This window comes from Vibrio sp. B1REV9 (genome assembly GCF_905175395.2).
In the GTDB taxonomy this organism is placed as follows: domain Bacteria; phylum Pseudomonadota; class Gammaproteobacteria; order Enterobacterales; family Vibrionaceae; genus Vibrio; species Vibrio alfacsensis.
In genome coordinates this window covers 1426897-1441653 of sequence record NZ_HG992745.1, presented here as the reverse complement: position 1 = coordinate 1441653, position 14757 = coordinate 1426897, and the positions used below count along the sequence as shown (strand labels likewise).

The 14757-nt window shown below is 44.5% G+C and carries 12 protein-coding genes; 3 read left to right on the top strand and 9 right to left on the bottom strand.

Annotation, left to right across the window (positions count from 1 at the left end; translation table 11 throughout):
• Window positions 1–98 precede the first annotated feature (98 nt).
• A complete protein-coding gene (locus tag KHN78_RS12190; protein WP_211916224.1) occupies window positions 99–1538 on the bottom strand; it encodes a sucrose-specific PTS transporter subunit IIBC in 1440 nt (479 codons plus the stop codon).
• A 234-nt stretch (window positions 1539–1772) separates the two neighbouring features.
• Here KHN78_RS12190 and KHN78_RS12185 point away from each other — a divergent pair, with 234 nt between their 5' ends.
• The gene (locus tag KHN78_RS12185; protein ID WP_211916223.1) at window positions 1773–2762 is read left to right on the top strand and encodes a LacI family DNA-binding transcriptional regulator; all 990 of its coding nucleotides are present in this window, start codon (window positions 1773–1775) and stop codon (window positions 2760–2762) included.
• A gap of 73 nt (window positions 2763–2835) precedes the next feature.
• On the opposite strand, the gene KHN78_RS12180 is transcribed toward KHN78_RS12185, so the two are convergent.
• The 5 genes from KHN78_RS12180 to fabB form a co-directional block, all read right to left on the bottom strand.
• The gene (locus tag KHN78_RS12180; RefSeq protein WP_211916544.1) at window positions 2836–4209 is read right to left on the bottom strand and encodes a carbohydrate porin; all 1374 of its coding nucleotides are present in this window, start codon (window positions 4207–4209) and stop codon (window positions 2836–2838) included.
• Between the two features lie 362 nt (window positions 4210–4571).
• A complete protein-coding gene (locus KHN78_RS12175) occupies window positions 4572–5426 on the bottom strand; it encodes an alpha/beta hydrolase (protein ID WP_223917784.1) in 855 nt (284 codons plus the stop codon).
• A gap of 59 nt (window positions 5427–5485) precedes the next feature.
• Window positions 5486–7405, bottom strand: a complete 1920-nt coding sequence (locus KHN78_RS12170; RefSeq protein ID WP_211916221.1) for a TonB-dependent receptor domain-containing protein — start codon at window positions 7403–7405, stop codon at window positions 5486–5488.
• A gap of 145 nt (window positions 7406–7550) precedes the next feature.
• Window positions 7551–8489, bottom strand: coding sequence for a LysR family transcriptional regulator (locus KHN78_RS12165; RefSeq protein WP_211916220.1), 939 nt, complete (start codon window positions 8487–8489; stop codon window positions 7551–7553).
• Between the two features lie 307 nt (window positions 8490–8796).
• Entirely contained in the window at window positions 8797–10008 is a 1212-nt protein-coding gene (gene fabB / locus KHN78_RS12160) for a beta-ketoacyl-ACP synthase I (protein WP_128810471.1), read from the bottom strand.
• Window positions 10009–10136: 128 nt separating this feature from the next.
• On the opposite strand from fabB, the gene mnmC reads away from it, so the two are divergent.
• A complete protein-coding gene (gene mnmC, locus KHN78_RS12155; RefSeq protein ID WP_211916219.1) occupies window positions 10137–12155 on the top strand; it encodes a bifunctional tRNA (5-methylaminomethyl-2-thiouridine)(34)-methyltransferase MnmD/FAD-dependent 5-carboxymethylaminomethyl-2-thiouridine(34) oxidoreductase MnmC in 2019 nt (672 codons plus the stop codon).
• A 134-nt stretch (window positions 12156–12289) separates the two neighbouring features.
• Here the strand turns inward: mnmC and KHN78_RS12150 are convergent, their stop codons facing one another.
• From KHN78_RS12150 to KHN78_RS12140, 3 genes are all read right to left on the bottom strand, one after another.
• Window positions 12290–12814 carry an NADPH-dependent FMN reductase gene (locus KHN78_RS12150; protein ID WP_128810469.1) on the bottom strand — a complete coding sequence of 175 codons (525 nt, stop codon included), beginning with the start codon at window positions 12812–12814 and terminating at the stop codon, window positions 12290–12292.
• Between the two features lie 127 nt (window positions 12815–12941).
• Window positions 12942–13205 carry a YfcL family protein gene (locus KHN78_RS12145; protein ID WP_211916218.1) on the bottom strand — a complete coding sequence of 88 codons (264 nt, stop codon included), beginning with the start codon at window positions 13203–13205 and terminating at the stop codon, window positions 12942–12944.
• A 15-nt stretch (window positions 13206–13220) separates the two neighbouring features.
• Window positions 13221–13751 carry an elongation factor P hydroxylase gene (locus KHN78_RS12140; protein WP_211916543.1) on the bottom strand — a complete coding sequence of 177 codons (531 nt, stop codon included), beginning with the start codon at window positions 13749–13751 and terminating at the stop codon, window positions 13221–13223.
• A 323-nt stretch (window positions 13752–14074) separates the two neighbouring features.
• Between KHN78_RS12140 and KHN78_RS12135 the strand changes: the two genes are divergently transcribed.
• A complete protein-coding gene (locus KHN78_RS12135) occupies window positions 14075–14698 on the top strand; it encodes a trimeric intracellular cation channel family protein (protein WP_211916217.1) in 624 nt (207 codons plus the stop codon).
• Window positions 14699–14757 lie beyond the last annotated feature (59 nt).

Genomic DNA, 14757 nt, shown 5'->3' with positions numbered 1-14757 from the left:
TTTAAAAAGGCTAGCCAAGCTATTTTTGCTTGGCTAGCACCCCAAACATTTAGGAAAAGAAGTGGATTTTGGGGGACTCCACCCTTAAGGAGTTCAGATTAAGCCGTCGCTTTTTTGCCCACTTTAGCGCGGTCACGCATACCAAGCACGATGGTGAGAACAAATGCAGTCACGAACGCAATCATCATACCTGCAACGTAGTATCCAATCTTATCAGGCGTGATAGAAATAATACCCGGAAGTCCTGCCGCACCCAATGCCTGAGCTTTCACATTAAACATTGTAATGAACGCGCTCGATAACGCCGCCGCGCAAACTGCCGCAATAAATGGGTAGCGTAGTTTTAAGTTAACACCGAACATGGCTGGCTCTGTAATACCTAACAAACCAGTGACACCTGATGGTATCGCAATACCTTTCATCTTCTTATCTTTGCTCATCACGCCCACGGCTAAAGCGGCTGCACCTTGAGAAACGTTTGACATCGCCGCAATTGGGAAGATAAAAGTTCCGCCCGTCGTTGCGATATCCGCTAGAAGTTGCGTTTCGATCGCGATGAAGCTGTGATGCATACCAGTAATTACAAACGGTGCATAGATAAGACCGAATACCGCGCCGCCAACAAAGCCAGCGGTGTTGTATAGCCAGTTCAGACCATCGCCCAATAGGAAACCGATATCACGCGTGAATGGACCAACAACAGTAAAGGTCAACAATCCCGTGATGAAAATAGCGAGCATCGGCGTTAAAAGGTTGTCTAGAACGGATGGAATAACTTTGCGTAGCCCCAGTTCAATCTTCGCTAGAATGAATGCCGAAACCAAAACCGGCAGTACCGAACCTTGATAGCCGACTTTTTGGATTTCAAAACCTAAAATATTCCATACTGGAATGGTGCCAGATACCGATGCACCACCAAATCCCCACCCATTTAGTAACTCTGGGTGAACCATTAACATACCTAACGCTGCACCTAAATATGGATTACCGCCAAACTTCTTGGTAGCTGAAAACGCCAATAAAATTGGTAGATAAACAAACGGCGCATTCGCGAACGTGTTGATCATGTTCGCTAGATCAGTCAATCCCGGATTGGCGTCAATCAAAGATTTGCCATCAATAAACAGACCTTGAGCTGTCAGCAGGTTGTAAATTCCCATCAGCAAACCACCAGCAACAATTGCCGGAATGATCGGGACAAAGATATCCGAAAGACCTTTAACCGCGCGCTGAATGATGTTTTGCTTTTCTGCACCCGCAGATGCCACATCATTGGTCGACATCTCACTCATGCCCGTTAACTTTGCCATTTCTGCATAAACTTGGTTTACGATGCCTGAGCCAAAAATAATTTGGTACTGGCCAGCAACTTTAAACTGCCCCTTTACCCCATCAAGGTTATCAATTGCTTGTTCATTTATCTTTTGCTCATCTGCAACGGCTAGACGCAAGCGTGTCGCACAATGTGCAAGAGCGGTGATATTGCTTTTACCACCTAACAGAGTTATCAACTCTTTAGCTACTGCCGGATAATTCATTTCATACCCCATTGGATTCTAATCTGAGCTTGCGAAATTTTCGGGAACGTTTGCAAAAAGCATTTTTACTCAATAAAGCCAAATGATCAAAGGAAAGTCGAAAGGAATGTGAGAATGATCATTAAATACTCTCCCTAAGAACACAATAGGAGGTTAGAATCACTACTTATCAAAGAGATTTTCCCCTCTCTTTGCAAACAATCCCAAAAACGAAAAATACAATGGATAAGAACAATGGCGAGTCTGCATGATGTCGCCCGTCTGGCTGGCGTATCAAAATCAACAGTGTCACGGGTTATAAACGATGAATATGGTGTAAAAGAAGCGACTAAGCTAAGAGTACGCCAAGCGGTAACGGAATGTGGTTATGTCCCCAACCAAGTCGCCAAAGATCTAAAATCTCAAAAAACTAACCTTGTCGGTGTGATTGTTCCTCGAGTGTCATCTCATGCAACTGCTCAAGGCGTGGATGGATTAACTGATGTTCTTGAAAAAGCAGGTAAACACGTCCTACTTGCTAGCACGCATCAAGTTCATGAAAAAGAGCTGGAGTATATTCAGATCTTTAACCAAAAACGTGTTGAAGGCATCATTCTTTACGCGACTCACCTCGACACCAAGCTGGTCACTGCCATTCAAAGTTCAGCGGTACCAGTGGTACTTGTCGGCCAAGATGGCTCTATGTTTAATATTCCAAGCATCATTCATGATGACGGAAGAGTCGGATTTGAAGCCGGAAATAGACTCGTCGCAAAAGGTTGTAAAACCATGGGCTTCATTGGTGTTCAGGGTGACGATATTGCTGTTGATAAACTACGCTCAGACGGCTTTATACAAGCGCTTCAGCACCATGGCTTAGACCTTGCCTTTCATGCTCGCGGCGACTTTACGATAGATTCTGGCTACTTACTTGCTAAACAACACTTGACGGAAAACCCTAAACTGGACGGTTTGTTCTGCGCGACCGACCGTATCGCTATAGGCGCGATGAGAGCGATTCAAGAACGCGGGCTTACACCAGGAAAAGACGTTTTCGTGCTGGGCGTGGGTGATGACGAACTCGCATCAGTGTGTACACCAACTTTATCGACCTTTAACTATGCATTTGATAAAGCTGGTGAAAACGGCGCAAAGTTGTTGCTCGATAGAATAGAAAATAGAAGTTTTGAAATGAGTAAAATGGTCTTAACGTTTAGAACGATTGATCGTCAATCTTGTTACTAAAAAGACGCCAGCTGAAATCAGTTGGCGTCTTTTTTGTATTACTCTTTTGCGTTTAGAGATCGATTATAGGCCTTTAGAACCACGTTTCCATCTGTAATGCGAACAGAACTTCACCGCCATCACCCATCGTTGAAGCATCCGCATCTTGGCTGATAGAATAACCATTTAACTCTTCACTCCAATCAACGTAGCTGACAGCAAAACGTAGTTCTGGACGGTCAAAAAAACCTGCGGTTGTAGACATCTTAAGCGTTGGCGCAATCGTTGCTTTATAGAAACTACCGCTTGCTTTATCAATCGCATTGTCTAGGTCCATGTATTGGTATGAGCCTTCATAAACCATCTCAAAGTTTTGCGTAAACTCTTGCGCTAAGCGGATGTTGAACGATACCCACGTAAATTCATCATTTTTAGCAAAGCGGTCTTGGCTATGCTCAGCTAACAATGCTGGAGCCAAACGCCAGTTATCTCCAATACGTGTTGCGCCATAACTGAATAAACGTACTGCTTTTGCACCGTCTAATAAGTCACCGTTTGAACCAATACCTTTAAGCTCAGCACCCAGTCCATCGCCCATCAAAATACCGGTTTTGGAGAAACCATCGCTCATGCCAAAAAAGTTATCACCATGGTAAGCAAACATTGCATGCAGACCATTTTCAGCTGCACCTTCTACACGATCATTATTATCAGCAGACGCCATGCCGCTCAACATCAATTGCCAATTGCCAAAACGGTTATTCATTGTCGCGATATAGTTTTCAACATCGGTTGACGAACTATCAATTTCACCGAAATCACGACCATAGATCGAGAAGTTTGCTTTCCATGAATCACTCATTTGGACGTCATAAACACCCGCACCAGTACCAGATAAGAAAACGATATCCGAGTCAAAGAAGTGAATGTCAAAGTTATCACGGTCAAATCGTTTACCGGCCCAAAACGTTGCGTCGGCAAAAGCATTTGATTCAGAGAACATGTCCAACTTATTTAGCTCAGCGTATACCTGACGAACGTTTAATTGACTTTCACTCGCCGTCCATTCGTTATTGGTTTCCGTACTATCTGCCAGCATGATTCGGAACAAAGCGCTGGAACCATCATCTGCAAAACGTTTGTGGATAAGGTTTGCTTCCACATAATGATCATCCTCAACCCCCAAACGTCCAATTGGGGCGCCAATAGCACCAGCAGCTGTCATGTAAGGACCAGTACCAACAGCACCATTGAGATCATCATTAATGAGCAGCCCGGAACGAGCGTAGCCATGAAACTCAAAGCTTGAGGCTTTCTCATTTGCTTCTATGGATACTTTTTCTGTTTGTTCCAATCTCTGTTCTAATTCATTAATTCGCTTTTCTAGTGCATCAACATTTGTTGTTGCGAATGTTGGTGCAGTAACAAGTCCAAGCGCTACTGCCATTGTCAAAGTGTGTCGTTTCATTTCCATAATCTCACGTAAATTTATGCTTAGGGATTTGCAAACGTTCCCAATATAAATCGCAAAATTATGGTGACTTAAACCGATATTTAAAGTCAGAATTTCAGAGAGCTCGACTCCGAGCATCTCCAGTACTTTTATCAATGAGGAGATAATATATGAGTTTTTAGGGAACGTTACCGAATGCGGACTATTTTGTTATCTGCATCACGTCAGAAAATATGAGTCATATAAAAATCATTAAGTAGCGCACATTTGAATAGAGAGATTTAACGCAAACTAAAGCGGTCAGGATCTAAACATGATCTTTAATACTTATTGGGGGGATTCAACCGAGCTAAATGACTTTAACTCGGTTTTTGCTTTTATTTAGGGCTCACGGGAAAGTGTTTATCAAGAAACGCCATTACATGCGGAACGTATTTTTTGGAATCAAATATCGGCGCACTATGACCAACCCCTTCTTCAATCCACAATTGGTTTTCAATACCATAATCATCCAATTTGGCTTTAAGCTGCTCACTTTGTGATAAAGGGACGCGTTTATCTACCGTCCCGTGTAACTGAATAAACGGTGGCGTGTTCTGGTTAACATAAGTTGTTGAGGATGCTTGTTTCGCAATATCAGGAATGCTGCTCGGTGTGTCACCTAAAAAGCGAGAAACCGATGATTTCTTACTCGCATTCTTTCCGCCTTTGCTTCCTAGGGCTAACAAGTCTGTCGGACCAAAAAAGCTCACAACGGCTTTCACCTGATATTTGGGCTTCTCATAAAAAGAGATGTCGCCGTGCGCATTCGTCGTGCTAATCAAGCCCGCTAAGTGCCCACCCGCAGAGCGCCCCATCATCACCAAGTTATCTGCTTCAATATGGTATTGCTTCGCATGATCATGAAGAAAGTTAAGAGCATCGTTGATGTCTTGTACTGGCGCCGGAAATGTGGCTTCGCCGCTCAAACGGTAATCGACTGAAGCAAGCGCATAACCTTTTTCGATGACCGATTGCAATAACAGTGGGTTCTTAGTAGGTATCGCATCCTTACTCCCGCGCTTCCAAGCACCACCATGAACCCAAACCAAAAGTGGATAAGGTTGCTCACTGTGCACTTTCGGCTTGTAGATATCGAGTTTAATCTCGCGACCTTCCACCGTTTTAAACACAATATCCTTGTCAACGACAGCACTTTCTAAGGTGTTCGCCTTTACATTTACAGCCAACATACTCAGTGAAATTGCACTAAGCAAAGTCATGATTTTCTTCATTGATTTTAAGTCCACCATTAGAACGATGCTTCTGCAGCGACCCAGTATCGACGACCATCTTCAACATAGCCATATTCATCGTATGTTGTTTCCGCATCGAATAGGTTGTAGATACCTGCCATCAGTTTAAATTGGCGATTGATTTGCCAGTTACCACCAAAGTCAACATAAGTAATTGACGGAGCAGAGGCATTGCTTGAATCCACAGTTATTGGGTCGGATTCTTCGCTGCGATAAGACACACGAACCCACGAGTTAACATTGTCACGAATCGCCCAATCTGCGTTCAGCGCAACCAAATGCTCTGGAGCTTGTGCTAACGGCTGACCTTTATCTTCACCTGATTTTTTCTCACTATAGGTATAAGTGTAAGTGGCACCGACATTGATCGTTTCAGTAATGCCTTTGTTAATCGAGCCTTCCGCACCATACGTGATAGCATCTTCGATGTTCACATACGTAGCATCACATGCACGTCCAGTACAGCTTGGATCTAGTTTAATTGTGTCGATCTTGTCTTTAAAATCGTTATAGAACACAGTCAAACTGGAGTTCAGATCGTTCACACCGGAGTAATACATGCCTAATTCAGTGTTAACGGAAGATTCAGGTTTCAAGTCTGCATTGCCATAAACCTCACACTTTCCGTTACAGCTTTCTTGCACCCAATCTTCCTCCATTTCCGTCAAACTTGGTGCGCGATACCCCGTTGAAACACCACCTTTCATGGTCCATTCCGGATTAAGAGTCCAAACACCGTACACGCGCGGACTAAAGTGTGAGTTAAACTGCTCGTTGTTGTCGTATCGCAGACCCAATGTGAGCGCAAAGTTATCCGTCAGGTACCATTCATCTTCGGCAAATACCGACCATTGCGAGTTCTTAAAAACAAAATCACCGTTATCCAGTTCTTCACTTTCAAATGCAGCACCGATTGAAATGTAATGCATGCCAAATGCCTTGGACCATTGAGTATTGGCGTTGATGTTTTGTACTTCTAAACCGCGCCCTACATTTTCAACCGTTTCAGTGCTGATGTATGAAGAACCAGTTACAGATTCATAGTTAGCATCATGTGCAATACCAACCGATTGACGGTTATTGTTGGTCGCAGAGCTCCTAGTCCTCGACTTCCCTTCCGTGTTCACTCGCTCTTGATCGTGATGAGTGTAATCAAGGGTGAATGTATCTTCTTCCGTTGGAGTGAAATACACAGATGCACGGTAGTTCTCAAGCGTTTTACCGCCGTTTGCATAAAGTATTTCGTCTTCAATACGCTCTTGATACATCCCTGAAATCGCAGTGCTCACCAAGCCATCAATCAAAGGACCTGCGAGGTACGTTTCGCCTTGATAGAAATTGCCTGACTTACTGTTTTCTTGTAGCGTTGCTTCCGCGCGGAGACTACCTGTCCATTCTGGAAAATCTTTGCGTGTAATAATGTTGATCACACCACCGATGGCATCTGAGCCATACAAAGTCGACATTGGACCACGCACTACCTCAATACGCTCAATCGCATTGAGCGGTGGTAACCAATCCTGCTCAAAGCCTCCCCCGCTACTAACCTGCGTTTCACGACCAGATTGCTTACGTCCGTCAACGAGAATTGCGGTGTAATCTGAAGGCATGCCACGCAAGGAGATCTCTTGGCGAGAACCGCCACCAGTGATAACAACACCCGGTATGTCTTTCAGAGCATCGGTTAGATCTTTATAAGAACGGTTTTCGATTTGCGCGCGGTCAATCACACTAATCGACGCAGGAGCTTCCAACGTAGATTGCTCATACCCAGAAGCCGTCACCACCATGGTTTCCATGATGGTGTGGTCTTCAGTTATTTGAGAATCAGCAAAAGAAACAAGAGGGAGTGCCGCTGAAATACCTGCGGTAAAGTTTACCGCAGTGCGACAATTAAAAGGGATATTCTTGAGCATGTTTGATAACTAATTTTATTTACAAGTGATAATTGTTATCAATTAAACTCTCATTACCCTATGCTTTCAATCAATACAGTATGCACGACATCGAATTCAACTATGCAGGATTTGCAACGTTGATTCACAATACTCAATAAGGCATTTATGCATGCATTTCGTTATCTTCGAACAACTCGTTGAATAACTCACGGATCCAAATACACATTGGGTCATCATGAAAACGCTTATGCCAATACAAATACACTTGTGAGAAATCCAAACGTAGTGGTTCTGGCACTTCGCGTGTAATTAGGCGTTCATCCTGACAAGCCGCTTCGGCGAAAGGCGTCGGTAAATGAAAGATGATGTCCGTCTCCGCAGCAATACTCGGTGCTGATGTGAAGTTAGTAAGTTGTACTGGCGCCGACAAACGCTGCTTTTTATCTGCTAAGCCTAACTCAATGAACTTGTGCTCAAATGACAACGTTTTCTCTCCTTGTAGAGAGATTTGACCAAAATGGTAATCACGCAATTTCTCTGCCGTTAAGGCTTCATTGGCAAGTGGATGGTTTCTGCTCATTAATAAACGGAAGTCTCGTTTAGCCACGACCTTACGGTAGATGTTTTGCTCTGACGTCGGCGGCTCATGGGAAGAAAGTGAGAAATGCACGTCACCTGACACCAATTCTTCGAAATGGCGCTTTGGTGTTGTGTCGATGCTCACAACCAGATTCGGAGCTCGCTCTCGAATAGCAGCAACGAGCTTGGGCATCATAGTGTTGATCTGTGGCTGTAAACCATAGAATCGAACCGTGCCTTCCACTTTCTCGGGTTCGAATGAGTTCTTATGTGATAGCTTCTCAAGACTGATAATCAAAGAAGAAATGTCTAACTTGATCGCTTCTGCTTTTGGGGTAAGTTCATAGCCAAAACTCGTGCGCACAAGCAACTCGTCATTAAAAAACACTCGCATCTTTTGCAACGCTCGACTCACTGAAGATTGGCTCGTATTAAGCAACAAGGCGGTATTTGAAACATGCTTTTCTTCTAAGAGGTATTTAAGGATGTAGAGCGACGTTACATCGATTTGAGGAATTTGCATAAGTGAACTCTGGCAGAGGAAATGAGAAGTCGAGAATAAGATTTTATAATTGATGTCACCATAAATGGCAACTGATGGTTCTGACCACAGCAGCTAATACATTGTTAGAAAAGAAAAAGCCCGGCTAAATTAGCCGGGCAACGTTCCAGAACAAAAGGATCCTATCCCGCTCTCCTTGGGATAGAGTCTGCGTCTGTTCGATCAGTCAACCTGATCAAGCTCTGGAAACTGGTTTGTTGGTCCGTTTACGCTGCATAGGAAATCACAGTCAAAATCCGACCAACAAATTCAGTGAGCTTTGGGTCGCTTACGCTTGGTACTTTTTGATGACCAATGTTGCGTTTGTACCACCAAAACCAAAGCTATTTGACATGACGGTAGTCAACTCTGCTTCGCGAGCTTCTGTAACGATATCTAGACCTTTTGCTGCATCATCTAGGTTTGCGATGTTTATGCTTGGTGCAATGAAGTTGTTGTCTAACATTAGCGTTGAGTAGATTGCTTCATGAACACCAGCTGCACCAAGTGCGTGACCAGTCATCGCTTTTGTCGCAGAGATCGCTGGGCTGTTGTCACCAAATAGCTCTTGGATAGCGCCTAGCTCTTTCACGTCACCGACTGGAGTCGACGTACCGTGTGTGTTGATGTAATCCACGCCATCTACGTCTTGCATTGCCATCTTCATGCAGCGGATCGCGCCTTCACCTGATGGTGCTACCATGTCGTAGCCATCAGAAGTCGCACCGTAACCTACGATTTCGCCGTAGATCTTCGCGCCACGTGCTAGTGCGTGTTCTAGTTCTTCGATAACGAGCATGCCGCCGCCACCAGAGATAACAAAACCGTCACGATCTGCATCATAAGTACGAGATGCTTTTTCTGGTGTTTCGTTGTATTTAGTTGACAGTGCGCCCATCGCATCAAACATCATTGTTTGAGACCAATCTAGCTCTTCACCGCCACCTGCAAATACGATGTCTTGTTTGCCAAGTTGGATAAGTTCCATTGCGTGGCCGATACAGTGTGCAGACGTTGCACAAGCGGAACTCATTGAGTAGTTCACACCGCGAATCTTAAATGGCGTTGCCAGACACGCTGATACCGTTGAAGACATCGTACGTGGAACCATGTAAGGACCTACGCGTTTTACGCCTTTCGCTCGCATCGTGTCTGTTGCGACCGTTTGGTTTAATGCAGAAGCACCACCAGAACCAGCAACGATACCTGTGCGGTCATTCGATACTTGTTCTTCTGTTAGACCTGCGTCTTCAATTGCCTGCTGCATTGATAGGTATGCATAAGCGGCCGCATCACCCATAAAGCGCATCTGCTTACGGTCAATCAACTCTGCTGGGTTGATTTTAAGATCACCCCAAACCTGCGAACGCAGACCGTGTTCTTTAAACTGCTCAGATGCTGTGATGCCAGATTTACCCGCTTTTAGAGACGCAAGAACTTCTTCAACGTTGTTACCGATACTTGAAACAATACCCATACCGGTGATTACGACTCGTTTCATTATGACATTCCTATAATTTCAAAATCCGCTAGATGATAACTAAGATATTCAACAAAAGTGGTCAGCTTTCCCATAAATTCGTACAATCGGGGAATTCTAACCGCGCCAAATCACATATTTGCACCATTATGACTTCGATTAAAAACGCTGAGCTTGCATGGAATGAAGCTGGTACGCCAGTCTCTGACCAATTTGATGATGTTTATTTTTCCAATGTAAACGGTCTTGAAGAGACTCGCTACGTATTCCTCAAACAAAATCATCTCCCAGAAAGATGGCAGGAATTTGACCAACGGCGTTTTGTTATTGGTGAAACCGGATTTGGTACAGGGTTGAACTTCTTAGCTGTATGGCAATGGTTTACCGAATTTCGTCGTGAATATCCAGAAGCAACACTAAAAGAACTGCATTTTGTTAGCTTTGAGAAATACCCATTAAGCAAAGCTGACTTAGAAAAAGCACACCAATCTTGGCCTGAGTTGGCAGAATTTGCCGAAAAGTTGCAACAACACTACCCGGCCGCTGTACCTGAGTGTCATCGCATTGTGTTAGAAGACGGCGCAATTACGCTCGACCTTTGGTTTGGTGATATCAAAGACTGCATGCCGCTTGTCCCTTATGGAGAACAAGGTTTGATTGATGCTTGGTTCCTTGACGGATTCGCGCCAAGTAAAAACCCAGAAATGTGGAATCAAAACCTCTTCAACGGCATGGCAAAATTGGCGAAACAGGATTGTACAGTCGCAACCTTTACCGCCGCAGGATTTGTGCGCCGCGGACTTAATGATGCCGGCTTTGCGATGAAAAAAGTCAAAGGCTTCGGCACCAAACGTGAAATGATCGCCGGTTCAATGGAACAGCGTGAAGCACATTCAAACCATTTGCCTTGGTTCAACCGCACCGCGTCGAGCAACCATGAATCCATTGCAATAATTGGTGGCGGCATCGCCAGTGCTACTCTAGCTAAAACGCTGGTTCGTCGTGGTCAGAATGTGACGCTTTATTGCAAAGATGCTCAACCTGCTGAGGGTGCATCGGGCAATCGTCAAGGTGCCGTGTACCCATTATTAAATGGCCCTCACAAAGGCGTTTCCCGCGTGTTTGCTCCAGGCTTTTTGTTTGCCCGTCAGTTTATTGACCAAGCTGCACAAGACATCCAATTTGATCACGATTGGTGTGGCATCACTCAACTGATGTGGGATGACAAATCCGCAGAAAAACTGGAGAAGATGCTCGGGGGTAACTTTACTCCTGAGTTGATTCATAAGCTATCGGCTGAAGAGACGGCCGAGAAGATTGGCCTACCGATTGATATGGCGTCGGTTCACTACCCTCTTGGAGGCTGGTTATGTCCTGCTGAACTCACCCGCGGTTTGATTTCTCAGCTAGAACAGACTGACCTTTTTGAAGCAAAATTCGAGCATCAGATCGAGTCGCTAGATTGGGATGAAGCGCGTCAGCTTTGGACATTAAAAACGAATGGTCAACGCTTTGAGCACTCAACCGTGGTGGTTGCTAACGGCAGTGAATTCCAAACACTAAGCCAAACGGCGGACCTACCAATGGGCCAGGTAAAAGGCCAAGTTAGCCACGCACCAGCAACGGAAACACTGTCTAAGCTGAAAACCGTGCTGTGTTACGACGGTTATATGACGCCTGTTAACCCAAATAATCAACATTTGTGCATCGGTGCAAGTTACGACCGCAGTCACCTAGACTACGAGTTTGACGAAGAAGCACAAAAAGACAATGCAGAGAAATTGGTGAAGTGTCTACCGAATCAAACTTGGCCGAAAGAGGTGGATACCTCAGGCAACTTGTCACGCCAAGGCATTCGCTGTGTTAGCCGAGATCATCTGCCGTTTGTTGGTAACATAGGTGACTTTGAAACCATCAAAACGCAATATGTGGATCTGCAAAATCAACAAGAACAAGACGTTGAAGCGATTCACCAGTTCCCTAACCTATTCTGTTTCTTGGGTTTAGGCTCACGCGGGTTAAGCTCAGCACCTCTAATGGCAGAAGTGTTGGCATCGCAAATCTGTGGCGACCCATTGCCATTGCCTGTAGATGTGCTAACTGAGCTGCATCCAAGTCGTATGTGGGTAAGGAAGCTGCGCAAAGGTAAGGCGATTACTGAGCTATAAGCGACTAACCTATAAAACACCGCTCTACAATACGGTCTCATACCCGAACATAAAAACGCCTTAGTCATTATTGACCATGACTAAGGCGTTAAACTTTGCATTGCTCTCGAAACGAAAAGAGCTTTATCTATCACTTATTTCAACGCAGCAACGACTGCTTTTAACTGCTCAGCAATTTCGGCATTGCGGAACTCACCAGTCTCTAAATCAAAATTGTCATAGAAGCTTGGTACAGAAAGAGAAGCTTTAACCTCTGCACCAAAATACGGTGCTGAACCCGTTGCGGCTGCTAACACCGTCTGTGCGCCACCAGGACCCGGTGACGTAGCAAGATAGATTGCAGGTTTGTTTTGGAAAACATTGCGCTCGATACGAGTCGACCAATCAAATAGATTTTTGTATGCCGCAGAGTAAGAGCCATTGTGCTCTGCAAATGAAACGACTATCGCATCCGCCGATGCAATATCATTCAAAAATGCTTTTGCACCATCGGCTTGGCCAATTTCTTTCTCTTTGTCTTCACTAAATAGAGGGACATCGTAGCTATTGAGGTCCAATACCTGAACCTCTGCACCGTCGACAAGATTTGCCGCAAAAGTGGCCAGTGTTTTATTGATAGATGTAGAGCTGGTTGAAGCACCGAATGCGATAATTTTCATGGTTGTTGTCCTGTGTTTGCTTTCTCTAACAATTAGAATAAGAGGCAAACCAACATGCTACAACCACAAAAATTTTAAGGAGAGATTCAAATAATTCGAATGAGTTTATTTCACGCGCACTGCAGCATTATGCTTGCGCTTGAAGCTCTTGCCACAAATCATTGACAATAACACGATCTGCTGGCGTCAATTCTGAACGAGCATGATCTAAGCTATTTTCAATACGAGACTTCAGCTCAGCAATGTCGTTAATCCCCTCTTCCTCGCAAGAAGCCGCAGAAAGAGAGATGTGACCACGTAAATAACCACCAGCAAACAATTCATCATCTGATGCCGTTTCAATGCGAGCATCAATCAGTTCTAGCAGCTTTTCTTCAAATTCAATAATCATTGTGTTTCTCTGAGGTTATTTAACGATAAAATCTGACTCTGCCAAAGGTTGAATGCCATAGAAAGCACGCAACGCATCAGACAGCATTTGAACACGCGGCGGAAGACCCGCAGCTAGAATACCTAGCACTTCATAATGAACTTTATGCATAAAGCCCAGTCTATCGGGTTCAAAATCGCCGTGTAGGTTGTCACAACTGACATTAAAAGGGAAGTCAGCACTTTTGGCCAAAATCCACTCATAAGCTTGAGGACGAATCTCTACTTTTTCGAACTCTGCTTGCACTTCTGCGGTGCGACCATCCGGTTCATACCAGTAGCCGAAATCTTCAAGCAAACGGCGCTCAGGGCCTGCAACACACCAATGTGCAATTTCATGTAATGCCGATGCATAGAAGCCACGAGCAAAAATAATCCGATGATGCGGATGTAACTCATCAGCTGGCAGGTAAATTGGCTCATCCCCCCCGAGCTCTAATTGGGTATTAAAAGACTCAAGAAAGGTATCGTTAAAAATGGTGATAAGGTCTTGGTATTCGTGGGAGATCATCGATTCTGTACTTCAAATTGATAGGCAAGGTGCATTGTCGCTGTTTTTCTAGGTTAGGTAAAGATGCACAACAGTTTTGGTTATTAGCTCAGTTAATCTGAAAACCGCTTTCTCCATATAATTTCTCATTCGTCACAGATCACATTTCCCACTAAACTCACGCCTTATTTTAAGTGGAACAACGGCGAATTTTTCGTCATTTAAATGCCATTTTTTGGGGTTGGGGCATCAAATTGCTCAAATCTTGTTTGTAAGTTTTGCCACTGCTCGCTAAATCATCAAGCGAAATCGCAGTGCATTTTGATTTTTGGGTGTCTCCTATGCTGCTAAGTGTCTTGTATATCATCGGTATCACAGCTGAAGCCATGACTGGTGCATTAAGTGCTGGTCGAAGAAAAATGGACTGGTTTGGTGTTATGTTGGTTGCAAGTGCGACAGCAATCGGTGGTGGCACCGTACGTGACATTTTGCTTGGCCACTACCCGTTAGGCTGGGTGAAAAATCCTGAGTTTCTTGCGATCACTTGTATCGCTGGCGTATTGACTACCGGCCTTGCGAAGTGGGTAATTAAGTTCAAAGGCCTGTTCATTCGTTTGGATGCGCTAGGCTTAATCGTATTTAGCATTATCGGTACCAAAGTCGCGATTGGGATGGGCTTGCATCCTGGTATCTGCATGGTTTCTGCTTTGGTAACGGGAGTATTCGGTGGTTTGCTACGTGATTTAATTTGTCGTCAAACACCACTCGTATTGCACGAAGAGCTGTATGCTTCTGTCGCCCTGATTGCATCAGGTCTTTACTTAACACTATTAGAGTTCAATGTTCCAGATGTGACGGCAACGATTGTTACCTTAATTACAGGTTACATGTTGCGCATGGCCGCAGTTCGATTTAAATGGCGTCTCCCATCTTTCAATTTGGAAACCGAAGGGTCGATTCACTAATTCGAATCCCAGTATTTCAAGAAACGCACTAAAATTAAAAAGGCTGCTCGTTGAGCAGC